The sequence below is a fragment of the Heyndrickxia coagulans 36D1 genome, assembly GCF_000169195.2.
Taxonomy (GTDB): domain Bacteria; phylum Bacillota; class Bacilli; order Bacillales; family Bacillaceae_C; genus Weizmannia; species Weizmannia faecalis.
The window spans coordinates 3,071,854-3,095,028 of sequence record NC_016023.1 but is presented as its reverse complement, the minus strand read 5'-3'; the positions used below and the strand labels follow the sequence as shown (position 1 = coordinate 3,095,028).

The 23,175-nt window shown below is 49.3% G+C and carries 22 protein-coding genes and 1 pseudogene; 1 reads left to right on the top strand and 22 read right to left on the bottom strand.

Translation table 11 applies throughout. The features are described 5' to 3' along the window. From BCOA_RS32010 to BCOA_RS31990, 4 genes and pseudogenes are all read right to left on the bottom strand, one after another. Entirely contained in the window at window positions 1-990 is a 990-nt protein-coding gene (locus BCOA_RS32010; RefSeq protein WP_014098079.1) for a thiamine pyrophosphate-dependent dehydrogenase E1 component subunit alpha, read from the bottom strand. 23 nt (window positions 991-1,013) lie between these two features. After that, a complete protein-coding gene (lpdA, locus tag BCOA_RS32005) occupies window positions 1,014-2,426 on the bottom strand; it encodes a dihydrolipoyl dehydrogenase (protein WP_014098078.1) in 1,413 nt (470 codons plus the stop codon). A gap of 22 nt (window positions 2,427-2,448) precedes the next feature. Next, the gene (locus BCOA_RS32000) at window positions 2,449-3,552 is read right to left on the bottom strand and encodes a Leu/Phe/Val dehydrogenase (protein ID WP_014098077.1); all 1,104 of its coding nucleotides are present in this window, start codon (window positions 3,550-3,552) and stop codon (window positions 2,449-2,451) included. A gap of 270 nt (window positions 3,553-3,822) precedes the next feature. Next, a pseudogene (locus tag BCOA_RS31990) lies at window positions 3,823-5,887 on the bottom strand (sigma 54-interacting transcriptional regulator). 133 nt (window positions 5,888-6,020) lie between these two features. Between BCOA_RS31990 and BCOA_RS31985 the strand changes: the two are divergent. Beyond that, complete coding sequence (locus BCOA_RS31985; protein ID WP_014098074.1) at window positions 6,021-6,263, top strand: DUF2627 domain-containing protein; 243 nt, start codon at window positions 6,021-6,023, stop codon at window positions 6,261-6,263. 9 nt (window positions 6,264-6,272) lie between these two features. Here the strand turns inward: BCOA_RS31985 and BCOA_RS31980 are convergent, their stop codons facing one another. The 18 genes from BCOA_RS31980 to spoIIIAF form a co-directional block, all read right to left on the bottom strand. Continuing rightward, window positions 6,273-7,016, bottom strand: coding sequence for a glycerophosphodiester phosphodiesterase (locus BCOA_RS31980; RefSeq protein WP_014098073.1), 744 nt, complete (start codon window positions 7,014-7,016; stop codon window positions 6,273-6,275). A 118-nt stretch (window positions 7,017-7,134) separates the two neighbouring features. Further along, the gene (spo0A, locus tag BCOA_RS31975; protein WP_014098072.1) at window positions 7,135-7,920 is read right to left on the bottom strand and encodes a sporulation transcription factor Spo0A; all 786 of its coding nucleotides are present in this window, start codon (window positions 7,918-7,920) and stop codon (window positions 7,135-7,137) included. Window positions 7,921-8,085: 165 nt separating this feature from the next. Then, entirely contained in the window at window positions 8,086-9,369 is a 1,284-nt protein-coding gene (spoIVB, locus tag BCOA_RS31965) for a SpoIVB peptidase (protein WP_014098070.1), read from the bottom strand. Between the two features lie 178 nt (window positions 9,370-9,547). Next, on the bottom strand, window positions 9,548-11,251 hold the full coding sequence (recN, locus tag BCOA_RS31960) for a DNA repair protein RecN (protein ID WP_014098069.1): 1,704 nt from the start codon (window positions 11,249-11,251) through the stop codon (window positions 9,548-9,550). A gap of 17 nt (window positions 11,252-11,268) precedes the next feature. Next, window positions 11,269-11,718, bottom strand: coding sequence for a transcriptional regulator AhrC/ArgR (gene ahrC, locus BCOA_RS31955; protein ID WP_014098068.1), 450 nt, complete (start codon window positions 11,716-11,718; stop codon window positions 11,269-11,271). 169 nt (window positions 11,719-11,887) lie between these two features. Then, the gene (locus BCOA_RS31950; RefSeq protein ID WP_014098067.1) at window positions 11,888-12,712 is read right to left on the bottom strand and encodes a TlyA family RNA methyltransferase; all 825 of its coding nucleotides are present in this window, start codon (window positions 12,710-12,712) and stop codon (window positions 11,888-11,890) included. Next, window positions 12,713-14,614: a 1-deoxy-D-xylulose-5-phosphate synthase gene (dxs, locus tag BCOA_RS31945; RefSeq protein ID WP_014098066.1), complete on the bottom strand. Its 1,902-nt coding sequence runs from the start codon at window positions 14,612-14,614 to the stop codon at window positions 12,713-12,715. It abuts the gene before it with no gap. Window positions 14,615-14,762: 148 nt separating this feature from the next. Beyond that, window positions 14,763-15,632, bottom strand: coding sequence for a polyprenyl synthetase family protein (locus tag BCOA_RS31940; RefSeq protein WP_014098065.1), 870 nt, complete (start codon window positions 15,630-15,632; stop codon window positions 14,763-14,765). Window positions 15,633-15,634: 2 nt separating this feature from the next. Further along, window positions 15,635-15,862: an exodeoxyribonuclease VII small subunit gene (locus BCOA_RS31935; protein ID WP_013859605.1), complete on the bottom strand. Its 228-nt coding sequence runs from the start codon at window positions 15,860-15,862 to the stop codon at window positions 15,635-15,637. Further along, on the bottom strand, window positions 15,855-17,195 hold the full coding sequence (xseA, locus tag BCOA_RS31930) for an exodeoxyribonuclease VII large subunit (protein WP_014098064.1): 1,341 nt from the start codon (window positions 17,193-17,195) through the stop codon (window positions 15,855-15,857). The genes BCOA_RS31935 and xseA overlap by 8 nt, the downstream gene beginning before the upstream one ends. Window positions 17,196-17,353: 158 nt before the next feature. Continuing rightward, on the bottom strand, window positions 17,354-18,205 hold the full coding sequence (gene folD / locus BCOA_RS31925) for a bifunctional methylenetetrahydrofolate dehydrogenase/methenyltetrahydrofolate cyclohydrolase FolD (RefSeq protein WP_014098063.1): 852 nt from the start codon (window positions 18,203-18,205) through the stop codon (window positions 17,354-17,356). Window positions 18,206-18,218: 13 nt separating this feature from the next. After that, a complete protein-coding gene (gene nusB, locus BCOA_RS31920; RefSeq protein ID WP_026104520.1) occupies window positions 18,219-18,614 on the bottom strand; it encodes a transcription antitermination factor NusB in 396 nt (131 codons plus the stop codon). Window positions 18,615-18,720: 106 nt separating this feature from the next. Further along, on the bottom strand, window positions 18,721-19,131 hold the full coding sequence (locus BCOA_RS31915) for an Asp23/Gls24 family envelope stress response protein (protein WP_014098061.1): 411 nt from the start codon (window positions 19,129-19,131) through the stop codon (window positions 18,721-18,723). Between the two features lie 25 nt (window positions 19,132-19,156). Beyond that, the gene (accC, locus tag BCOA_RS31910) at window positions 19,157-20,506 is read right to left on the bottom strand and encodes an acetyl-CoA carboxylase biotin carboxylase subunit (protein WP_014098060.1); all 1,350 of its coding nucleotides are present in this window, start codon (window positions 20,504-20,506) and stop codon (window positions 19,157-19,159) included. A gap of 13 nt (window positions 20,507-20,519) precedes the next feature. Continuing rightward, window positions 20,520-21,002 (bottom strand): acetyl-CoA carboxylase biotin carboxyl carrier protein, encoded by a 483-nt coding sequence (gene accB / locus BCOA_RS31905; protein ID WP_014098059.1) that lies wholly within the window; start codon window positions 21,000-21,002, stop codon window positions 20,520-20,522. Window positions 21,003-21,325: 323 nt separating this feature from the next. Then, complete coding sequence (locus tag BCOA_RS31900; protein ID WP_013859613.1) at window positions 21,326-21,868, bottom strand: SpoIIIAH-like family protein; 543 nt, start codon at window positions 21,866-21,868, stop codon at window positions 21,326-21,328. 12 nt (window positions 21,869-21,880) lie between these two features. Next, entirely contained in the window at window positions 21,881-22,534 is a 654-nt protein-coding gene (spoIIIAG, locus tag BCOA_RS31895) for a stage III sporulation protein AG (protein ID WP_014098058.1), read from the bottom strand. After that, window positions 22,524-23,165, bottom strand: a complete 642-nt coding sequence (gene spoIIIAF / locus BCOA_RS31890) for a stage III sporulation protein AF (RefSeq protein ID WP_014098057.1) — start codon at window positions 23,163-23,165, stop codon at window positions 22,524-22,526. Before spoIIIAF ends, spoIIIAG begins: the two co-directional genes overlap by 11 nt. Between the last annotated feature and the right edge of the window lie 10 nt (window positions 23,166-23,175).

Sequence of the window (23,175 nt, the reverse complement as noted above, 5' to 3'; positions counted from 1 at the left end):
TTACTCCCCGTAAACAAACCGGAGCGCATCTTCCGGTTTAGCATACGGCGCTTTTTCGGCGTAATCGGTTGCCTCATTGACGGTTTGGATGACGCGCGCATCGATTTCTTTTTCTTTTTCCCCGTCAAGAAGGCCCGCCTCTTTTAAGTACCGGCTAAATAAAACAACCGGATCTTTTTCTTTTGCCGTCTTCACTTCTTCCTGCGCACGGTAGCGGTCATCATCATCGGAAGAATGCGGTGTAAAGCGGTAAACAAGCGTTTCGATTAAAGTCGGCCCTTCCCCGCGCCGGGCACGGTCCGCCGCTTCTTTGACCACTTCATAGACAGCGAGCGGATCGTTTCCGTCAACTGTCACACCCGGCATGCCGTAGCCGATCGCACGGTCGGAAACGCGCGGGTTCCCGAGCTGCTTTTCAATCGGGACACTGATGGCATACTGGTTATTTTCGCACATGAAAATGACCGGCAGCTTGTGGACCGCGGCAAAATTCGCCCCTTCATGGAAATCGCCCTGGTTGGATGATCCTTCCCCGAAAGTGACAAAGGTAACAAAATCCTTTTTCTCCATTTTGCCTGCGAGCGCAATTCCGGCCGCATGCGGTACCTGTGTCGTTACAGGGGAAGACTGGGTGACGATTCTGTTTTTCTTCTGCCCGTAGTGGCCTGGCATTTGCCGGCCGCCCGAATTCGGGTCTTCCGCTTTGGCAAACCCGGAAAGCATAATGTCGCGTGCGGTCATGCCGAAAGCGAGCACAATCCCGAGATCGCGGTAATACGGCAATACATAATCTTTTGTCCTGTCGAGCGCAAAAGCGGCGCCAACCTGGGCAGCTTCCTGGCCCTGGCAGGAGACAACAAACGGAATTTTGCCGGACCGGTTTAAAAGCCACATCCGTTCATCCACCTTGCGCGCAAGCAGCATCATTTCGTACATTTCCAATACTTCCCGGTCGCTTAAACCTAAGTCTTTATGCCGATTTTTATTCATTGTTATCACTCCTTATCCAAAAGCTACGCATGGATTTCAAGCCCATCTACTGCGAGTGCCGCCTCCCCAATCGCTTCGCTTAGCGTCGGGTGCGGATGGATATTCATGGCCACCTCCCACGGCGCCGCATCCAAAACGCGTGCAAGCCCGGCTTCTGAAATCATATCTGTTGCATGCGGCCCGATGATATGTACGCCTAACAGATCGTCGGTTTTTGCGTCTGCCACGATTTTAACAAAGCCGTCCGTTTCCCCGTAGACAAGCGCTTTGCCGACTGCCTGGAACGAAAACCGGCCAATTTTTACATCATATCCTTTTTCTTTTGCTTTCTCTTCCGTCAGGCCGACACTGGCAATTTCAGGATTGGAATACACACATTTCGGCACCATGGTGTCATCGAGCGGGTCCACGCTTTTCCCGGCGATGCGGTCAGCCGCAATGATGCCTTCCCTTGCTGCTACATGGGCAAGCTGCAACCCGCCGATGCAGTCCCCGATCGCATAAATATGGGATTCTTTTGTCTGGTAAACTTCATTGACCTGAATAACGCCGTTTTCGATTTCAATATCCGTATTTTCGAGGCCGATGTTTTCCGTGTTGGCCAGCCGGCCGACCGATAATAAAAGCTTATCTGCCTCAAACGTTTTTCCGTTTTCCGTGCCGATCCGCACCTTGCCGTCCCCTGTCTGGAGGGAAGCTGCATTGAATGCGGTACCGGTGAAGATGGCAACCCCTTTTTTCTTCATAAGGCGCGTAATTTCTTTTGAAATGTCGCTGTCTTCTCCCGGCAAAAGGCGCGGGGAAGCCTCAATGATCGTCACCTTTACGCCAAAGTCGGCAAGCATCGAGGCCCATTCCACACCGATCGCCCCGCCGCCTGCAATCAGGATGGATGCAGGGAGTTCTTCCATTTCAAGCGCTTCGTCAGATGTCATCACATATTCCCCGTCGACTGCAAACCCGGGAAGCACACGCGGGCGCGAGCCGGTCGCAATGATTAAATTTTTCGGGAGGAGCATCTCATTGTCTGTACCCGCACCCTCGATTGAAACCGTTCCTGCTACGGGCGAAAAAATGGAGGGGCCGAGGATTCTGCCGGTGCCTTCATACACATCAATTTTCCCTTTTTTCATCAAGGATTGAACGCCGCGGTGCAATTGCGCCACAACTGCGTTTTTCCGTTCCCGGATTTTTGCAAAATTCAAGGCGGCATCACGGACATCCACGCCGAAATCGGCGCTTTTTCGGACCAGCCGGTATACTTCCGCGCTTCTTAACAGGGCTTTTGTCGGAATGCAGCCTTTATGGAGGCAGGTGCCGCCAAGTTTTGATTTTTCAACAATTGCTGTTTTTAACCCGTTTTTTGCTGCGCGGATGGCGGCCACATAGCCGCCTGTTCCGCCGCCCAAAACAACGACATCGTATTCTTTTGCCAATGTTGTTCCTCCTTCACTTGCGTTACCGCGGAAGCCGTTTTTCGAGCACGTGTTTATTGTGCGGCAAAAATTGTGAACGCGCACGGGAAACTTTTGCAATCCGTTCTTCCGCCATCCGGTCTGCCGCCAAATAGGACGGAATCCCGTCGCGTTTTGAAATGTCGATCACTTTCTGTACATTATAGTAGACTTGCTCGACTTTTTTCATCGCTCTTTCCCGGTTGTAACCGTGCAGTTCGTCAGCCACATTGATAACCCCGCCGGCATTGATGACATAATCGGGTGCATAAAGAATGCCCATTTCATGCAGCCGGTCGCCGTGCTTCGGTTCTTTCAACTGGTTATTTGCAGACCCCGCAATCACTTTTGCTTTCAGCTGCGGAAGCGTTTCATCATTCAAAATGGCCCCGAGCGCGCATGGGGCAAAAATATCACAGTCCTGGGCGTAAATGTCATCCGGGCCCACTGCTTTTGCCCCGAAAGCCTCAACAGCCCGTTTTACCGCCTCCGTTGAAATATCGGTCACAATAAGGCGGGCGCCTTCTTCGTGCAAATAGCGGCACAGTTCAAATGCAACATGGCCGACGCCCTGGACGGCGACGGTTTTCCCCTCAAGCGAATCACTTCCGAACGCCTCTTTTGCCGCTGCTTTCATGCCGACATAGCAGCCATACGCCGTGACAGGTGAAGGATTTCCGGATGAACCGTACGTTTGCGAAACGCCTGTCACAAAATCGGTTTCCTCGTGGATGATGTCCATATCTTCAACAGTGGTGCCGACATCTTCAGCTGTAATATAGCGGCCCCCGAGCCCCTGGATGAACCGGCCGAACGCCCGGAACATTTCTTCATTTTTGTCTTTGCGCGGGTCGCCGATGATGACGGTTTTCCCTCCGCCAAGATTGAGACCGGCGGCAGCGTTTTTATACGTCATCCCCCGCGCAAGCCGCAACGCATCTTCAATGGCGGCTTCTTCCGTTGCGTAAGTCCACATTCTCGTGCCCCCGAGCGCTGGCCCGAGTGTTGTATCATGTATGGCGATCACCGCTTTTAATCCAGATGCGTCATCATGGCAAAACAACAGTTGTTCATAATCGTATTTTCGCATATAATCAAAAATTTCCATTGGACTTCCTCCTTTTCCGCAAGCAAAGCTGTCAGAAAGCTGTACAGGCATTTTTGCGGCTGTAACGGACAGCCCGATGCCTCTTTTGAAAACGGCACACCGCTTTTTCCGAAACCCCGGGCCAGCCTTCACTGTTGAAAATGCAAAAAGAATGCCACTTTCGCATTGTTTTCCTGTTTCCGCTTTTCATGCAGAAATGGCGAAAAGAGCGGGGCTTAAAAAAATAAACTTCCGTTTACCAGTTTGCTACTTTTTGCACGAATATGCAAATTATTGCATGCTGATTTTTGCAAGCCGGTATTTTTCCAATTTATAGTACAGGCTTCTTAGTGAAATGCCAAGCTGTTTGGCCGTATTCGTTTTGTTCCCGGCATTTTCTTCGAGCGCTTTTTGGATCAGCTGCTTTTCAAAAGCGGACAGCATTTCATCGAGGTTGCCTTTTTCGGGTACCCCGTCCGCTTCTTGCTTTTCCGCGCGTTTCCCCGGGGATAAACCAAGCCCGTCAAGATGGTCCGCATCAATCGATTTTTCATGGAAACCCATAAAAATGATGGCCCGCCCGAGCACATTTTCCAATTCACGGACGTTTCCCGGCCAGTCGTAGCGGTACAGAATGGAAAGCGCTCTGCTTGTGATGCCTTCTACATTCCGGCCGTAATCCTGATTGATTTTTGGATGAGACGCCTGGCCAGTAACGGAATCTCCTGTTTTCTCGCCCTGAGCGGCGGAATCCGATTGGCATGCGGTCGAGCCGGTAATATAAGTCTTCCCGGAAATTTCCTTCTGCAACAGCTTTTTCAAGGTCGGCATGCGTGGCACAAATAATCCGGACATCCACCGGTACCGGCTTTGTGCCGCCGACTTTCACAATCTCTTTTTCCTGCAGGACGCGCAAAAGTTTTGCCTGCATATGGGCGCTCAGTTCACCGATTTCGTCCAAAAACAGGCTGCCATGGTCGGCTTCTTCAAACAACCCCTTTTTGCCGCCTTTTTTCGCGCCTGAAAAAGCGCCTTCCTCATAGCCGAACAGCTCGCTTTCAAGCAGCGACTCGGCAATGGCCGCACAGTTGACACGGACAAATTTATGGTTTTTCCGGCTGGATGCCTGGTGGATGGCATGCGCAAACAGCTCTTTACCGGTGCCGGATTCGCCGCGCAGCAAAATCGTCACAGGTGTCTGTGCCGCCAGTTTGGCCTGTTCCACGGCGATATCCATTTCATCGGAAGCATGGATAATGTCCTCAAATGTATATTTTGCCGTGGCAGCCTGCATCATTTGCCTTCTCGCCCGGCGCAATTCCGTTGTTAATGTCTCGATTTCAGAGACGTCATGAATCACGCCGACGCTTCCCTTTAGCATGCCGTTGACGATGACCGGCGCAACATTGACAATCACTTCTTTTTTTAACGGACCGACCCGCATTTTCACGCCGCGTACCGGTTTTTTCGTTTGCAGCACTTTAAAATGCATGCTTTCGCCTTCGGAAATATCCGCTGTTGCCGGTTTGCCGATGACTTCCTCTTCGCTTAACCCGGTGATTCTTGTATAAGCCGGATTGATGAGGATGCCGCGCCCTTTTTCATCGACAACGGAAATCGCATCATCGCTTGAGTGGATAATGGCCTGCAGCATCATCTTGATTTCTTTTAAATTCGTAATCTCCTCAGCCTGTTTCACAGCTTCCGTAATATCCCGGAAAACGGAAATGGCCCCGGCGACTTTCCCGCCATCAAACATCGGAATGTGGGAGGCGAGTATTTTGACCCCGTTTTGCAGTTCAATTTCCACGTTTGTTTCCCTTTTCTTTGTTTCAAGGACATGGGCAAGCCGGCTTTTCGGGATCACGCTTGAGATCGGCTTGCCAAGCACTTCCCGGGCCGAAACGCCGTTGATCTTTTCCGCGGCCCTGTTCATAAAAATGATCCGGCCGTTTTTGTCAATCACCGTCATGCCTTCTGCCGTCGACTGAAGGATGAGCGCATGTTTTTTTGTTTCGCTTTCCAACTTCCGGATTAAGGCTTCTTTTTCCTCCAGCAATTTCGCAATCAAATAGGCGACACTGCCGGGGATGACAATCCGGCCCGTGCAATCGGCAGCGATTTCACGAAAAACTTGCTCATCCCCGGTTACCTCAATGATAATATCGACATCGGGACCTGAAAAAACGCGCCAGTTGTTTCCGGTCTTTACGCCCATGTTTTTGGCAAGCCGGATCCCCTCCGCCTGCGGATTGATATCAACGATGCCGGCCACACGGAACCGTGCGCTCTCGGACAATATTTTTAAAATCGCTTTTCCGCCTTTCCCCCCGCCAACGATTAAAACATTTTGCATCGCTGCTCCCCCTTTTCGTGCTGGTCTCCGCTATTCTATTTTATTTGAAAGGGCTTACATTTACAATGGGCTGCATTGCCTGCGTCCAATCCCGGGTGTTATAATGATGGAAACGGTTTAAAGGGGGGCCGGGATGGGCAGGTTGGTGGCACTTTTTGTATTGGCGGTGCCGGTCATCGCCGCTGCTTATGGGATCAAATGGATGCGGGATATGGTTTTCGGGATTCCGGACCGCCCGTTTTCTTCGCTGACGCTCCAGTTTCTGACCGGGCTTTTGCTCTCTGCCGGCGGCATTGCCTTTACCGCCGGATTTATCCTGCACCGGGACAGAAAGCACCAAAAGGTACAGAAACGTTTCAGCAAACCATCAAAATAAAGCATCCGGCTATTGCCCGGATGCTTTTTCCCGTTCTGCTTTTCTTTCCTGTACCGCCATTTCCGGGAAATCCGTGATGATTGCCGTGCAACCGATTTTAAACAGCCTTCTCATATCTTTCGCTTTATTCACTGTGTACGGCCTGACTGCAACACCGTGGTTCATGGCGGCACGGATGATCCATTCGGCCGTTGTCAAAAGGCGCGGATGGATCGCTTTTGCTCGGATCGATTTCGCGTAGACCCACGGCATAAACATCACTTCCGAATACAGCGGGGCAATCTCCACTTCGGGTGCCAGACGGTAGCATTGAATGATGGAATAGTGGTTAAAGGAAGAAAAAATGACCCTTTCTTCCAAATGGTATGCCCGGATTAACGAAACGGCTTTTTCCTCGATCAGCGGATAATCCACTTTTGCCGTCTTCAGTTCAATATTGCAGAGAAGCTGGTTTTGGGCGAGCCATTCAAAGACTTCTTCAAGTGCCGGGATGCTTAGCGGTTTGCCGGTTTCGAACCGGTCAATCACATCAAGCGACCGTAATTGAGCAAATGTTAAATCTTTCACATACCCTTTGCCTTCTGTCGTACGGTTGACCGTTTCATCATGAATGACGACCAGTTCGCCGTCTTTTGACAACTGAATATCCAGTTCAATCCCGTCCGCTCCGGCCTTTTCCGCTTCGAAAAAAGCTTCCATTGTGTTTTCCGGACGTGTGCCTGCCGATCCCCGGTGGGCAAAAATAAGCGTCACTTGATACACACCCTTTATTTATTTCGTTCATCATTATATATTCCCCGAACAAGAAAAGCGTAACCTTTTACGCACGGAATCCGGCCGGTACAACTCACTGCACCGGCCCCTTTCCCTTTCAGGAAGCTTTGTGTTCGAGGCGGAGTTTATCAGCGACCATGGCAATGAACTCGGAGTTTGTCGGCTTTGCTTTGGTCATGGAAACCGTATAACCGAATAGGGTGGAAATGGATTCGATATTTCCCCTGCTCCATGCCACTTCTATCGCATGGCGGATGGCGCGCTCAACACGGCTGGCAGTGGTATTGTATTTCTTTGCAATTTCGGGGTATAACACTTTTGTAATCGAGCCAAGCAATTCAATATCATTGTACACCATTGCAATCGCTTCGCGTAAATACATATAGCCTTTAATATGGGCCGGCACGCCGATTTCATGGATAATGCTCGTAATGCTTGCATCGAGATTGACAGGCTTCGATTCCGGTTTGGAAGCTGCCATGCCGGGTGATGATTTCAGGACGGAGCCTTTTTTGCTTGTCTGTCGGATTTGTGAAACAAGCATGTCCATATCAAACGGTTTCAGCACAAAATAGGATGCGCCCAGTTCCACCGCTTTTTTCGTTACATCTTCCTGGCCGAAAGCCGTCAGCATGATGACGTTCGGCATCCGGGAATAAGCCGATTCTTTTAGTTTCTCGAGCACGCCGAGACCGTCCAGATGCGGCATAATAATATCCAGCAGCAAAATGTCCGGGTCCGCCTCTTTTAACTGTTCAAGGCATTCCGTCCCGCTGTATGCCGTTCCGCAAATTTCCATGTCTTCCTGCTGGGATATATAATCTTCTAATAAACGAACAAGTTCACGGTTGTCATCAACAATAAACACTCTGATTTTTTTCACTGCCACTGTCCTCCTCAAAAAAATAGCCGTATCTCTGTACAAGAATATGTTTCGACAATGGCGGAAAATTTCCTGCTTTTTTATTCATTATTTTTTGTTGAAAACCGGGACGCTGGAAAATCGCCCGGACAAAACGTCCGCACGCATTAATAATAGATAAGTGCATCATTCTTTAAAAGCGGAAGGGGACTTGCCCCCTCCGTAAATGCCTGCTTCATGGAGCATCCATTCGATATGGACGCCATAGCCGGATGTCGGGTCGTTGACAAACACATGTGTCACGGCACCGACAAGCCGCCCGTTTTGAATGATCGGGCTCCCGCTCATTCCCTGAACAATGCCGCCCGTTTTTTTCAGCAATTCCGGGTCGGTAATTTTGATGACCATTCCTTTTGTTGCCGGAAATTTTTGCGGAATGGTGCTGACAATTTTAATCGAATAGGCTTCCACTTTTTTCCCGTCGACAACCGTTAAAATTTTTGCCGGCCCTGTCTTTACCTGGTCTGACAGTGCAATCGGCATCGGTTTTGCATATGTGCTGTCTTTTGCACCCGGATCCAGCTGTCCAAAAATGCCGAATGGGCTGTTTTTCGTTATATTCCCGATCCGGCCTTCTTCGGTAAAACGCGCCAATTTTTCCCCTGGGCTCCCGTTTTTGCCTTTTTCAATCGACGTCACGACCGAATTGACAATCCTGCCCTTTTCGACGACGATCGGTTTTTTTGTGTCCATATCGGATATGACATGCCCGAGGGCGCCATATTTTTTCGTTTTCGGATCAATAAACGTCATCGTGCCGATTCCAGCGGCCGAATCTCGTATATAAAGCCCGAGTTTATACGACTGCCCGCTTTTATCTTTTAACGGCTTTATCGTTTTCCGGATGGTTTGTCCATCCCTTTTAATGACGGCATCCAGCGGTTTTCCTTCTTCCCCTGCCTGCTGGACAATTGGGGCAATATCGGACATATTTTCGATTTTTTTCCCGTTCATTTCAAGGATCATGTCCCCAACTTCAATTCCGGCCTGTTCACCGGGAGAAAACTTCCCTTTGTCCGTCTGCACAAGATGATGGCCGACGATAAGGACGCCGAGCGTATTCAGCTTGACGCCGATCGACTGCCCGCCGGGGATCATCTTAATATTTGGATGCACTTCTACTTCCGTTTTTTTGACCGGGATGCCCGCCAGTTTAAGAAACATTTCTTCCTTGCCGGCTGACTTCCCTTTTATGGAAACCGTATGTTGATGCGCATGAATTTCCGCACTGTTTCCGCTTGCCATTACAGCGGCAGCAGAAGTTTTATGAAATTCGATTTGCTGGCCTTCCAGTAAGCGAACTTGCTTCGGAAAGTGAAGATATTGTTGAAAAGGCTGCGAAAAAACGCATAATAAAAGTGAAACAAGGAGAAATCCGCCTGTCAGCTTCCTTATTTTTTCAAAGTTCAAACATTCCACTCTCCTCGCTTCCGGTTCACCCTGTTGTTTAGCCTTTGTTTGTTTTGGCTATGATTTTAATTTAGCCTTGAAGCGTTTTAAATATAACAGCGCCTGCGGGAAAAATGCTGCCCAATCTGGATAGAAAGGGTCCGGCTCCACCATTTTTCCAAATAGGCGGACCGGACCCTTATTTTATCGCTTCGGCCAGTTCGAGCAGCTCTTTCGCATGCTGTCTTGTCAACTCTGTCATTTCAACGCCTGAAATCATACGGCCGATTTCTTTAATTTTTTCTTCCTGACCTAAAGGCTTGACTTTTGTCCGCGTTCTCTCCTTTTCAGTCTCTTTCATGATCAACAGATGTGTATCCGCCATGGCGGCAACCTGCGGCAGATGGGTAATGCAGAGGACTTGCGAATGGACCGAAATGCGGTAAATTTTCTCCGCAATCGCCTGCGCAACGCGGCCGCTTACGCCGGTATCCACTTCGTCGAAAATGACGGAAGTGATCCCCTGGTGCCGGGAAAATATCGTTTTTAATGCCAGCATAATCCGCGACAATTCTCCGCCCGAAGCGGTTTTTGCGAGCGGTTTTAGCGGTTCGCCCGGATTGGTGGAAATGTAAAATTCAACCTGGTCGAGCCCGTCGCGCCGGAACGGAATGTCATCCGCCTCATAATAATCATCAGCAGCGGCAAGAAAACGGACTTCAAACTTTGTTTTATCCATATACAGCTGCTTTAATTCGGAATGGATATTTTTAGTCAGCTTTTCCGCCCATTTTTTGCGTAAATCGCTGAGCTGCTTGGCTTCCAAATACAGATCGCGTTTTACCGTTTGCAGTTCTTTTTCTAGAAGCTCCACATGATGGTCACGGTTTACGATCGATTCGATTTCTTCTTCAATTTTGGACCCGTATTCCAGAATTTCTTCGATCGAGCTACCATATTTTCGTTTTAACTGGTTGATCTCATTCAGCCGCGCTTCAATTACGTTAAGCCGTTCCGGGTCAAATTCAAGTCCGTCAAGCCGGGAACGGATTGAGCGGGACATGTCTTCGAGCGTATAAAAACAACTTTGGACGGATTCCAAAATGTCAGAGAGCTCGCCATCCACTTCAGCCGCGGTTTCAAGATGGCTCATGGCAAGGCTGAGCCAGTCGAGGCCATGCTGTTCCCCGGCAAGCGCTTCATACCCCGTATTCAATGATTCAAACAGCCGTTCAAAATTGACGAGTTTTCGTTTTTCTTCCGCTAATTCCTCGTCTTCATGCAGCCTCAGTCCGGCGTTTTGGATTTCCTCATGCTGGAATTGGATGAGGTCAAGGCGCTGGGCGAGCTGCTGGTCGTTTTCATTCATTCTTTTTAACCGCCCGTAAACGGCTTCGTATTTTTTATACAATTTTTCGTAATCAAGGAGAGCCGTTTCAATCTCACTTTGCCCGTACTGGTCAAGCAGTGGCAGATGGTACGTTTCGTTCAGCAGTTCCTGCGTTTCGTGCTGGCTGTGGATATCAATTAAAGTCGACCCGATTTCGCGCAGCACCGAAATCGTCACAAGTTTTCCGTTGATGCGGCAAACGCTTTTCCCTGTTTTCGATATATCGCGCCGCAAAATGACCATGCCTTCCTCAATCTCAATGCCGAATTCGCGGGCGCGATCCATGCACGGATGACCGTCCTCGACCAGAAATAAGCCCTCAATCTCAGCACGGTTTTCCCCGTGCCGGACGAACTCCGATGACCCTCTCCCGCCTGTTAGAAGCTGGATGGCATCGATAATAATCGATTTGCCGGCACCGGTCTCCCCTGTCAGGACGGTCAGCCCGGCTTCAAATGAAAGCGTTAATGCATCAATAATGGCAAAATTTTTAATCGATAATTCCTGCAGCAATCAAACATCACCACTTTCTACAGCAAGTCCAAAAACCGTTGCGAAACCGTTTCGGTCTCATCCTGGTTTTTGCAAATGATCAGGCATGTATCATCTCCGCACAAGGAGCCGATAATTTCTTCCCAATCCAAAATATCAATCAAAGCGCCGATTGCATGCGCGTTACCGGGCAATGTTTTCAATACGATCAGGTGCCCGGCTGTATCAATGCTGACAAATGCATCTGTCAGCGCCCGTTTCAGTTTCTGCATCGGGTTGAAGCGCTGGTCGGCAGGCAAGCTGTATTTGTACCTGCCGTTATTGAGCGGCACTTTGACAAGATGAAGTTCTTTTATATCCCTTGAAATGGTGGCCTGCGTCACATTAAAGCCGGCATTGCGCAAATGCTCGACAAGCTCGTCCTGTGTTTCGATATCATAATTGGTAATCATTTCCCTGATTTTGATCAAGCGCTGTCCTTTATTCATATCCTCACCTCAAGGATGCTCTTTTGTAAATATGCATCTACTTGTATGTTAGCGCATTTACGGGCAAATGTACAAGCAGCTTTTTTCCGTAAACGGGCTTTTTTTCGGGTGCGAAACGCCCTTATACAAAGCAGCCTACCGGTTATCCAATAGGCTGCCAAATCTTTGTCTATCCCTTCCTGAGCGTGGCATGGGCTTCTTCCACCACGTCATTTACGGTTACGCGCAACCGGTTGGCGCCGCCTTCTGTTTCGCTGGCGGGCTTTACGAGGTGGATTAAAAATTCAATATTTCCTTCCCCGCCTGTAATCGGCGAGAAGGAGAGGTTTTCCACCGAAAAGTTTTCACGCAAGGCAAGCTGGATGATTTTTTCGATCACTTCGCGATGGACATTTTTATCTTTTACAATCCCCTTTTTGCCCACCTGCTCGCGCCCCGCTTCAAACTGCGGCTTAATCAGGGCGACCACATCGCTTAAAGGTGCAAGGAGCGTTTTTAATACCGGGAGGATCAAGGACAGGGAAATAAAGGACACGTCAATCGAGGCAAATTCCGGAATGCCCTTTGTGAAATCCTGCGGGGTAACATAGCGGAAATTTGTCCTTTCCATAACAACAACCCGCTCGTCCTGGCGCAGCTTCCATGCAAGCTGGTTATAACCGACATCGAGGGCATAAGACATTTTGGCACCGTGCTGGAGGGCACAGTCGGTAAATCCACCGGTCGAAGCGCCAATATCGAGAACAATTTTGTCTTTTACATTAAGTCCAAATACTTTCAACGCTTTTTCCAGTTTCAGTCCGCCCCGGGAAACGTACGGAAGGGGATCCCCTTTTACGATGAGCGGGGCATCAGCAGCAATTTTTTCACCCGGTTTATCAAGGCGGGTCTCATTTGAAAAGACAAGCCCCGCCATGACCGCCCTTTTTGCTTTTTCTCTTGTTTCGATTAATCCGCGTTCTACGAGGAGAACGTCCACCCGTTCTTTTTTCATTTAAAATGAAGCCTTTCTTTGCTGTTTTTGAGGCAATATCTGCCGGACTTCCCGGATCAGCCGGTCCTTTGTCAGCCCGATTTCCTGCCATAATTCTTTTACGCTGCCGTGCTCGACAAAGCGGTCGGGAATGCCAATACGGCGAATGATCCGATCAGAGAAGCCACGATCACCCGCAAATTCCAACACTGCGCTGCCAAACCCGCCTGCAAGCACGGCCTCTTCCACGGTTAATACCGGCATTCCGGTGCGGAAAACGGCTTCGAGCATTGCTTCATCAAGCGGTTTGATAAAGCGCGCATTGACCACTTTAACCGATATCCCTTGCTTTTGCAAAAATTTCGCTGCTTCCATGGCCATCGGAATCGTCGTCCCAAAGGTAAGGATGCACACGTCATTTCCTTCTTTCAAGACTTCCCAGGTGCCAAGCGGGATTTCTTTTAATTCTTCATCAAGCGCTACGCCGAGGCCATTGCCGCGCGGAAACCGCATCGCGATCGGCCCGCCGTCATATTTTAAAGCCGTGTATACCATATGCTGGCCTTCATTTTCGTCTTTTGGCATCATTAACACCATATTGGGCAGGCTGCGTAAAAAAGCAATATCAAATACGCCCTGATGGGTTTCGCCGTCCGCGCCGACAAGGCCCGCCCTGTCGATCCCGATGAAAACATTTAAGTTTTGCCGGCAAATGTCGTGGACAACCTGGTCATACGCCCGCTGCAGGAATGTCGAATAAATGGCCAAAAACGGTTTCATGCCCTGGGTGGCAAGCCCTGCAGCAAAAGTGGCGGCATGCTGCTCGGCAATCCCGACATCATATACCCTTTCCGGAAGCTCCTGCTGGAACCGTTCCAGCTTCGAACCAACTGTCATTGCCGGCGTAATCGCGACAATGCGCGCATCTTCCTTTGCAAGGCTGAGGACGGTATCGCTAACAAGTTTGCTCCAGGCAGGAGGGGCATCCGCCGGTTTGATAAAATCGCCGGTTTCAATTTTATACTGCCCGGTGCCGTGCCAGGCGCCTTTCGTATCGTTTTCGGCCGGTTCATATCCTTTTCCTTTTTTGGTAACGACATGCAAAAGAACAGGGCCTTTCGTCTTTTTGGCATACTGAATATTTTCGAGCAATGCATCAAAATGATGGCCGTCAACAGGGCCTAAATAAGTGAAACCGAGTTCTTCAAAAAAAATCCCGGAGACAAGCAAATATTTCAATGAGTCTTTCAGCCGTTCTGCAGTGGCCGCAAGCTTTCCGCCGACAGCCGGAATTTTTTTCAGCAGGAATTCCAGTTCATCTTTTGCGCGCCGGTATTTATTCGCCGTTCGCAGTTTGCCGAGCACCTGGTGAAGCGCGCCGACGTTCGGGGCAATCGACATCTCATTGTCATTCAGCACAACGATGATATCCCGTTTTTCATGGCCGATATGGTTGAGCGCTTCAAATGCCATGCCGCCGGTCAGCGCGCCGTCTCCGATCACCGGGACAATATACGATTTTTCTCCTTTTAAATCGCGGGCGACCGCCATGCCCATCGCGGCGGACAAGGAAGTGGAACTGTGCCCGGTTTCCCAGACATCATGAATGCTTTCATTCCGTTTCGGAAACCCTGAAAGCCCGTGGTATTGGCGCAGTGAGCCGAACTCTCCAGCCCGGCCGGTTAAAATTTTATGCACATATGACTGGTGTCCCACGTCCCAAAGAATTTTATCATTCGGGCTGTCAAAGCATTTATGCAGGGCAAGCGTCAATTCCACGACACCAAGATTCGGCCCGATATGCCCGCCGGTCTTCGACAATGTTTCAATCAAAAAGCGGCGGATTTCCGCGCTCAGTTGTTTCAAAGCGGGGATGTCCATTTGTTTCAAAAAGGACGGGTCCTTGATCGATTCAAGATCCAATGCGGATCACTCGCTTTCCTCATCAATATACGGCATCACTTACATCTATTATAAACAATCAACGCGTTTAGACAAGAAATACCTCATTTAAACAAACGCCGCCGGTTTTGCTGTTCCGGCCGTTCGGTTTGCGCCAAATGAACGGCCGTTAATGGTCCCGCGTTTCGATCATCCCCGTCAGTTCCATTAAGGCGCCGGTTTCAGCGCCGGTTTCAGCGAGGCACTGCTTTGCAAGGCGAGTATGGCGCCTGAGTTCTTGTTTGGCACCCTCAAGCGTTAAAAGAGCCGGATATGTACTTTTATGGCGGGATTCATCGCTGCCGACCCGCTTGCCGATTTTTTCCTGTTCCCCCTCGATATCCAATATGTCATCCCGGATTTGAAAAGCGAGGCCGAGATGATCGGCAAATTGCCCGAATTTTTCCAGCTGCTCTGTTGACGCGCCGCCAATCATCGCGCCGGCAAGCACGCTGAAACGAAGCAGTTTGCCGGTTTTGTGGGCATGGATATATTGTAGTTCCTCGAGGGTCAGTGTTTTATTTTCGCCTTCCATATCCGCCACCTGCCCGGCGACCATGCCTTCCGGACCCGCAGATTTTGCAAGGAGCGCAATCAGTTTTACCTTCAAAGCGTCATCCAACCCCGGATCTTCGGCAATCAGTCTGAAACTGTGCGTCAAAAGGCCGTCGCCGGCAAGAATCGCCACCGCTTCGCCAAATACTTTATGGTTGGTCGGCTTTCCTCTCCGCAAATCATCATCGTCCATTGCCGGGAGGTCATCATGGATCAGAGAATAAGTGTGGAGCATCTCGACTGCACACGCGGTCTGCATGCCCCGACCAGCCGGTTTACCGAGCGCGGATACGGTTGACAACAAAAGAAGGGGGCGGATCCTTTTCCCCCCGGCCTGGAGGGAATAATGCATCGCGTCTTTTAATACAGCAGGCGCACGAAGATCCGCGATATATTGTGCCAGGTGTTTTTCAATTTCTTTCACATCATACGCAGGCTTCTGCACGGTTATTCCTCCTCCCGGATCTCAAAATCCTGCTCTTCGCCATCCTCCGACATGATTTTTGCCAGCTGTTCCTCTACATTTTTCAGTTTTCCGTGGAGTAATTTGGACAGCTCCATTCCCTGTTTGTAAATGGAAATGGCTTCTTCGAGGGGCACATCCCCTTCTTCCAGTTTCCGCACAATGTCTTCCAGTTGCACCATCGCTTCTTCAAAAGTTAATGAATCAGCCATCTTTTTTCCCCCTTTCAATTTTATCTACCGTGCACAAAAGGCCGCCGTCCGTCAACCGGACCCGGATCGTTTCACCCGTTTTGGCCTGGCTTGTTTTTTTCAGGATCGTTCCGTCTTCCGCCATAGCCAGACTGTAGCCCCTTTCCATTACTTTCAACGGGCTCAGCGCTTCAAGGGCGGAAATATTTTTGGCAAAACGATGCTGCTTCTCCCGCAAGACCGCTTGCATTTGCTTCACGAGGTTTGCTTCAAGGCTCGTGAAATTCCGCCGCGCCTGCAGCAGTTTCTGTTCAGGACGGTTGCGCAAAAGCCGGCCGTGCAGATTGCGGGTTTGTTCCTCCGCTGTACCGATTAAGCGCCCCGCTTCCCTGTGCAGGCGATCTGTAAGGCGATCAGCCTGCTCGATTTGCTGGCGGATGAGCCGGTAAGGATTTGTCAAAACGGGCGACCGTTCAAGGTAAGCAAGCCGGCTTTTTTCATAGCGTACTTTCTCCCGCATGTTTCGTATAAGCCGCGTCTTTAAATGCAAGATTTTTTCCCGTACGTCATCAATATGGGGAACAGCAAGTTCAGCTGCAGCAGTCGGCGTCGGTGCCCGTAAGTCTGCCGCAAAATCGGCGATCGTAAAATCCGTCTCATGGCCGACAGCAGAAATCACCGGAATATTTGACGCAAAGATCGCCCGGGCCGTTATTTCTTCATTAAAAGCCCACAGCTCTTCGATGGAACCGCCGCCCCTTCCGACGATCAGCACATCCGCTTTGCCGATCCGGTTTGCCTGTTCAATTGCCTTTACAATCGAAGGGGCTGCATTTTCCCCTTGGACAAGGGCCGGATGTAAAATGATTTCAGCAACCGGATATCTTCTCCTGATGGTGGTGATGATATCGCGGACAGCAGCCCCTGTCGGCGATGTGATCACCCCGATCACTTTCGGATAAGCCGGGATGGGCCGGCGGTTTTGAAACAGGCCCTCTTTCTCCAGTTTTTCTTTTAGCTGTTCAAAAGCAAGATAAAGTGCGCCGATTCCGTCAGGCTGCATGCTTTTCACATACAGCTGGTAACTGCCGCCTGCTTCATAAACAGATACGGAACCCGTAACGAGCACTTTCATACCGTTTTCCGGCATAAACTTCAACGTCCGGTTTGCAGAAGCAAACATGACCGAAAGCAGTCTCGCTTTTTCATCTTTTAATGTAAAGTACATATGGCCGCTTGAATGCCGTTTGAAATTGGAAATTTCCCCTTTTACATGGATATCGTTTAAATAAGGGTCCGCGTCAAATTTCCGTTTGATATATTTTGTCAGCGTGTGTACGGATAAATATTGCATCGCTTTCCACCACCTTTCTCATGCATGAAGAAAGCTGCCTTCCCGCCGGAAGTCAGCTTTCTTTTAATGCCGCCCGCTCCCAGCACAAATGTCTCCCGGCACACTTCCGGACGATAAGCGGTTTTCCGGAAAAATGCCGTGACGGCAGGGCAGCCTGTTTAACGGTACAAGCGTTTTGCGGCTTTTACTGTATTGGAAAGCAGCATGGTAATCGTCATTGGCCCTACGCCGCCCGGGACAGGGGTAATATAGGAAGCTTTCTCCTTTACTTCATCAAAGTCAACATCCCCGCACAGCTTCCCGGACGCGTCACGGTTCATCCCGACATCAATGACGGCAGCACCCGCTTTGACAAAATCCGCTTTGATGAATTTTGCTTTGCCGACAGCACTGACCAAAATATCCGCCTGGCGGGTGAAAGATTTTAAATCGGCCGTTTTCGAATGGCAGTATGTGACGGTCGCATTTTCATTGAGGAACAGCTGGCCGCATGGTTTGCCGACAATATTGCTGCGGCCGATTACGACAACATGCTTCCCTTCGATCCGGATGCCCTTTGACTTCACCATTTTTAAAATTCCGTGGGGGGTGCAGGGTAAAAAGGTATCCTGGCCCGTCATCATCCTCCCGATATTTATCGGATGGAAACCGTCCACATCTTTCTCCGGGCTGATCGCTTCCACGATTTTTTGCGCATTGATATGCGGCGGCAAAGGAAGCTGGACGAGAATCCCGTGAATGTCAGGATCTTCATTTAAGGTTGCGATATGTCCGAGCAGTGCCTGTTCCGACACGTCTTCGGGAAGCTCGATTAAAACGGATTTCATTCCGAGCGCGCGGCACGCTTTTTCTTTGTTTTTGACGTATGTACGTGAAGCCGGATCGTTTCCGACTAATATGACAGCAAGCCCCGGGATAATCCCCTGTTGCGTTAACTGCTCCGCTTCCGCCTTTATCTCTTTTCTGAGTGCTTCGGCCAGTTGTTTTCCGTCAATGATTTCCGCTCCCATTATCCATCCCCCGTTATTTAGATTCAATCGAGTCTTTCATTTGATTCAAAACGCCATTAATAAATTTGGCAGATTTTTCATCTGCAAACCGTTTGGCAATCTCGAGTGCTTCGTTGATCGCCACATTGGCGGGCACATCCTCTGCGTACATCAGTTCGTAAGCGGCAAGGCGCAAAATATTGAGTTCCACTTTTGCAAGCCTGTCAAGCGTCCAATTTTCAAGATGCTGGCTGATCATGGCGTCGATTTCCGCGAGATGTGTTGCCGTTCCGTTTACCAATTTCTCAAGATAATCATCACTTTCCTGCCCGTCCAGCGCATTCCGGATCGCATCTTCCGGGCTCGCTTCATTCATATCCATCTGGAATAAAGCCTGAAGCGCTTTTTCGCGGGCGGTTCTTCTTTTCATCATTCGGCAGTAACTCCTTTAAAAAGCTCAAATTCGCATGCTTTTATTGTAACAGAAAGGTGGGACCAAAAAAAGGCCAGGACGCTTTGCCCGGACCCTTTTTCTCTTACTCTTCCGCCTGAAATTCAGGCTCCGCTTTCTGCGTATCAAATTGAATGCCGACAATATGAATATTCACTTCCGACGCTTCCAGGGCAGTCATATTGAGCAAAGCCTGGCGGATATTATCCTGGACTTCCTGGGCAACTGCCGGAATGGAAACGCCAAAATTCATGGTGCAATAGACATCGACTTTAATGCCATCATCACTCAGTTCCACTTTTACGCCTTTCCCGTGGTTTTTCCTGCCAAGGCGCTCCACGACGCCGCTTGCGAAATTGCCACGCATTTGGGCAACCCCTTCGACTTCGGAAGCGGCAATGCCCGCAATCACTTCAATCACTTCAGGAGCAATTTCCACTTTTCCCAAGCCGTCTTCATCATGATGCATTTCCAACATTTGGTTGTCTTCTGCCATCTTCAACACCTCCTATAATTACACGTTATTTCATTACATCATATTTTTCAAGGAATTTCGTGTTGAAATCCCCTTCGACAAAAACTTCATGTTCGAGGAGGCGCTGATGGAACGGAATCGTCGTGTGGACGCCTTCCACGGCATATTCGCTGAGCGCGCGTCTCATGCGAGCAATCGCCTCATCGCGCGTCGCTCCGTAGGCAATGAGCTTGGCAATCATGGAATCATAATACGGCGGAATGCTGTAACCCGGATATACGGCCGATTCCACGCGGATGCCGATCCCGCCCGGCGGCAGGTAAAAGTTAATTTTGCCCGCAGACGGCATAAAATTCTTTTCCGGATTTTCGGCATTGATCCGGCATTCAATTGCCCAGCCGTTCCATGTGACTTCATCCTGCTTTAAGGATAACGGTTCCCCGGATGCCACAAGGATCTGTTCTTTGACAAGATCCACGCCAGTGACCATTTCTGTAACCGGGTGTTCCACCTGGATGCGGGTATTCATTTCCATAAAGTAAAACTTCTGGTTGCGGTGGTCAAAAATAAACTCGATGGTGCCGGCCCCCGTATAGTCAACCGCTTTTGCCGCTTTCACGGCAGCCTGCCCCATTTCTTCGCGCATTTCGCTCGATAGTGCCGGGGACGGGGATTCTTCAAGCAGTTTTTGCAGCCGCCGCTGGATGGTGCAATCCCGTTCGCCCAGGTGGATCACATTGCCGAATTTATCAGCCATGACCTGGATTTCAACATGGCGGAAGTCTTCAATGTATTTTTCAAGATAAACACCCGGGTTGCCGAAAGCAGTCGCGGCTTCCTGCTGGGTGATGTGGATGCCTTTTACAAGCTCTTCTTCATTCAAAGCTACGCGGATCCCTTTGCCACCGCCGCCGGCCGTTGCCTTAATAATCACCGGATAGCCGATTTTTTTTGCGACGACTTTTGCTTCTTCTGCGTCTTTTACAAGCCCGTCCGAACCCGGGACAATCGGCACGCCCGCTTTTTTCATCGTTTCGCGCGCCACATCTTTTGCGCCCATTTTCGCAATGGCTTCCGGGCTTGGCCCGATAAACTCAATATTGCATTCTCGGCAAAGCTCGGCAAAATCGGCATTTTCAGCAAGAAATCCGTAACCGGGATGGATCGCGTCACAGCCTGTTAAAGTTGCTGCGCTGATGATGTTGGCAAAATTTAAATAACTGTCTTTCGATGCTTTCGGGCCGATGCAGTACGCTTCATCCGCAAGCTGGACATGCAGTGCATCTTTGTCCGCTTCCGAATAAACGGCCACGGCTTCAATCCCGAGGTCGCGGCAGGCACGGATAATCCGAACCGCAATTTCGCCGCGGTTTGCAATCAAAACTTTTTTAATCATGAAAGTCCGCTCCTTACTTTGTCTTTACCAAAAATAATGGCTGGCCGAATTCAACAAGCTGGCCGTCTTTGACGAGGATATCTACAATTTCCCCTTCCACTTCCGCTTCGATTTCGTTAAACAGCTTCATCGCTTCAATCATGCATACAACCGTATTCGGGCTGACTTTGGAGCCGATTTGCACATACGGTTCTTCTTCCGGGGAACCCGCCTGGTAAAAGGTGCCAACCATCGGCGACACGATTTTATGCAGATTTTCGTCGGCTGCTTGCGCCGGAGCTTCAGGCTGCGGGTTTTCTGCAAGCTGGCGGGGCTGCGCAGGCATTTGCGGGGGTGCGGAAACCTGAGCCACTTCACGCACCGGGCGTTCAATGACTTGGACGCCGGTGTTTTTCTTCATTTTGATGACGGTCCCGTCGTTTTCAAATTCAAATTCATCGAGGTTTGAACGGTCCACAAGCTCGATCAAAGCCTGGATTTCCTCTACTTTCAGCATATATGACACTCCTTCGTTTTTTCAGCTTCTAAAATTGTTAACAATTTATGAATAAATAACTATCCATATCATACGATAACCGGAGGCGAAAATTCAATCATTTGTATAAAAAACGGATTCCCGGCACATTGCAAAAATGCCCTTCCCCGCTTGGCGCAAAAAGGAGGAAGCGTTTTACGGAAATTTAAAATCACGCGCAAATCTATTTTTCAATCATTTTTCAATCATTTTTTAAATATAGAAAAAAAGCCCGGCAAAAAAGCAATCTCCCTTGTTTTCCGCACAGAAAAAAGGGCTGTAACCGCCCCCTATTCTGGCTTTCCTTAATTTGTCTGGAATTCCACGGCCAGTTTTGGCGTATTGCCCAATTCCTGGTTCACAAGCTTGACGATTTCATTTGCAGCCGCTTTATCGTGCTTTTTCGATTTGACGGTCACGACCACTTCATCGCCGTCTGCCTGAACGAGCGCATCCTCATATCCTTTTGCTTTGATCAGGCTTTCTAAAACCTGTTCTTTATTCGCCGTCTCCGTTAATTTTTTCATTTCATCCATTGCCTTGCTTTTTTCATCCGGCGTCAGGTCGGTCGATGCGAGTTTATTGGTCAGTTCTTCCTGCTTTTTGCTCATTTCATCCTGCCGCTCAAGGCGGAGCGTCTCAAACACTTCATCACTGGCAGACTTTGTTGTCAATTTGATTTTTTGCGAACCGGAAGCCTTTTCCTTCGTTGCCGCAGATTCCTTTTCTTTTTCTTGCCGGGTAACCTGATTCGTCGTTTTTGGTTCCGCCGTCACATAGTACACGGACAAAACCACAACAAGGCTTAACATGGTCAACAGCCAGACCGTTTGTTTTTTCAAAAGCATACCCATTCCTCCTCATTCTTTTTTTGGCATGACGGAAACACGGTAACTTGCGATATCAAGGGCGCTTGCAACAGCTTCTTTTACCGATTTTTGGATGGAGACGTCGCCGCCACCCTCGCAAACGACTAACACCCCTGTGATCTCCGGCTTCCTGGTTTCCGTTACAAGCGGCACTTCCTTGTCCCCGTTTTGGACGATGACGACTTTATCATCTTTTGAAATGCTGTCAATTTTCCGTTCCCCGCCGTTTTTATCTGTTTCGGTTGTCGTTTCATTCCGGATGGTGGCGTTTTTTTCGTACACTTTGCTTTCTGATGTGGCCACATTCACTTGGACGTTTACGGAACCGACGCCCTTGATTTGTTCCAGAATGCTTTTCAGTTCTTTCTCATATTGGTTTTCGTACGTGGAGATCGATTTTGATTTTTTGGAAGTGCCTGCACCGAATGCGGCTGTCCCTTTTCCGCCTGCCGTTTTTACGGGTGAAGATGCAGTCAGCGCTTCGTTTTTTTCGCTTGAAGTCCCGAAAAGGTCGTTGATAAACATCATCCCGAGACCGGAGATCAATAGTACGGTTAACAACACAAGCTTTTTCTTTTTATCCGGCGGGCCGGATGGCAGCCATTTTTCTTTCAGTTTTTTGAACGGTCCCTGGTTACGATCCATTTTCGTTTTCAAGCCCCCCTTCGAAACGGAGATCAATTTTTTCTTTATTGATTTTCCAGCGATTTGACAACATGGCAATGATCGATTGCTGCTCCCGTGTGCTTTGTTTTTCTGTTTGTTTATCCGTCCCGATTTCAACCGGTTTAATGGCAGCAACAGTCTCTTTTTCGTTTTGCGCTTCCAGATAGACGTGGATTTTTTTTACGTTTGACGCTTTTAAAGCGGTAAGATCCCCGCTTTTGGCCCCGTCTTTCCACTCGACCGTGATTTTTGAAATCGATTTTCCAAACGCTTCCTCTACCTCCCCTTCCACATCCTGCTTCAGTTGGACAGCCATTTGTTGTAATGTATATTCCTGCTGCATGTCATTTATTTCTTTTTTCTTCGTTTCAAGCGCATTTTCTTCCGCAGACGGGCTTGAAGTACTGGAATCCCCGAATTTTTCTATCCATATGGCAGGATCTGTGGAAAAGAGCCGGAATACGGGTGTGACGATGATGGCAATGAGCAAAAGCCCGGTCACAAGCTTTGTATATTTCCGCATCCCGGAGTCAGGCAGAAGCATGTCCGTTATGGTCGCCAAAAGGATAAAAATGATGATATTCAGCACCCATTTTGTCAAAACGTCCACAGGTCTCCCC

Excerpts from the sequence above, each read along its gene's own strand:
- BCOA_RS32010 (WP_014098079.1), bottom strand. The coding sequence starts at position 990 with ATGAATAAAAATCGGCATAAAGACTTAGGTTTAAGCGACCGGGAAGTA.
- BCOA_RS32000 (WP_014098077.1), bottom strand. The coding sequence starts at position 3,552 with ATGGAAATTTTTGATTATATGCGAAAATACGATTATGAACAACTGTTG.
- BCOA_RS31985 (WP_014098074.1), top strand. The coding sequence starts at position 6,021 with ATGGGCAGGTTGGTGGCACTTTTTGTATTGGCGGTGCCGGTCATCGCC.
- ahrC (WP_014098068.1), bottom strand. The coding sequence starts at position 11,718 with ATGAATAAAGGACAGCGCTTGATCAAAATCAGGGAAATGATTACCAAT.
- BCOA_RS31950 (WP_014098067.1), bottom strand. The coding sequence starts at position 12,712 with ATGAAAAAAGAACGGGTGGACGTTCTCCTCGTAGAACGCGGATTAATC.
- BCOA_RS31935 (WP_013859605.1), bottom strand. The coding sequence starts at position 15,862 with ATGGCTGATTCATTAACTTTTGAAGAAGCGATGGTGCAACTGGAAGAC.
- xseA (WP_014098064.1), bottom strand. The coding sequence starts at position 17,195 with ATGCAATATTTATCCGTACACACGCTGACAAAATATATCAAACGGAAA.
- folD (WP_014098063.1), bottom strand. The coding sequence starts at position 18,205 with ATGGGAGCGGAAATCATTGACGGAAAACAACTGGCCGAAGCACTCAGA.
- nusB (WP_026104520.1), bottom strand. The coding sequence starts at position 18,614 with ATGAAAAGAAGAACCGCCCGCGAAAAAGCGCTTCAGGCTTTATTCCAG.
- BCOA_RS31915 (WP_014098061.1), bottom strand. The coding sequence starts at position 19,131 with ATGGCAGAAGACAACCAAATGTTGGAAATGCATCATGATGAAGACGGC.
- accC (WP_014098060.1), bottom strand. The coding sequence starts at position 20,506 with ATGATTAAAAAAGTTTTGATTGCAAACCGCGGCGAAATTGCGGTTCGG.
- accB (WP_014098059.1), bottom strand. The coding sequence starts at position 21,002 with ATGCTGAAAGTAGAGGAAATCCAGGCTTTGATCGAGCTTGTGGACCGT.
- BCOA_RS31900 (WP_013859613.1), bottom strand. The coding sequence starts at position 21,868 with ATGCTTTTGAAAAAACAAACGGTCTGGCTGTTGACCATGTTAAGCCTT.
- spoIIIAG (WP_014098058.1), bottom strand. The coding sequence starts at position 22,534 with ATGGATCGTAACCAGGGACCGTTCAAAAAACTGAAAGAAAAATGGCTG.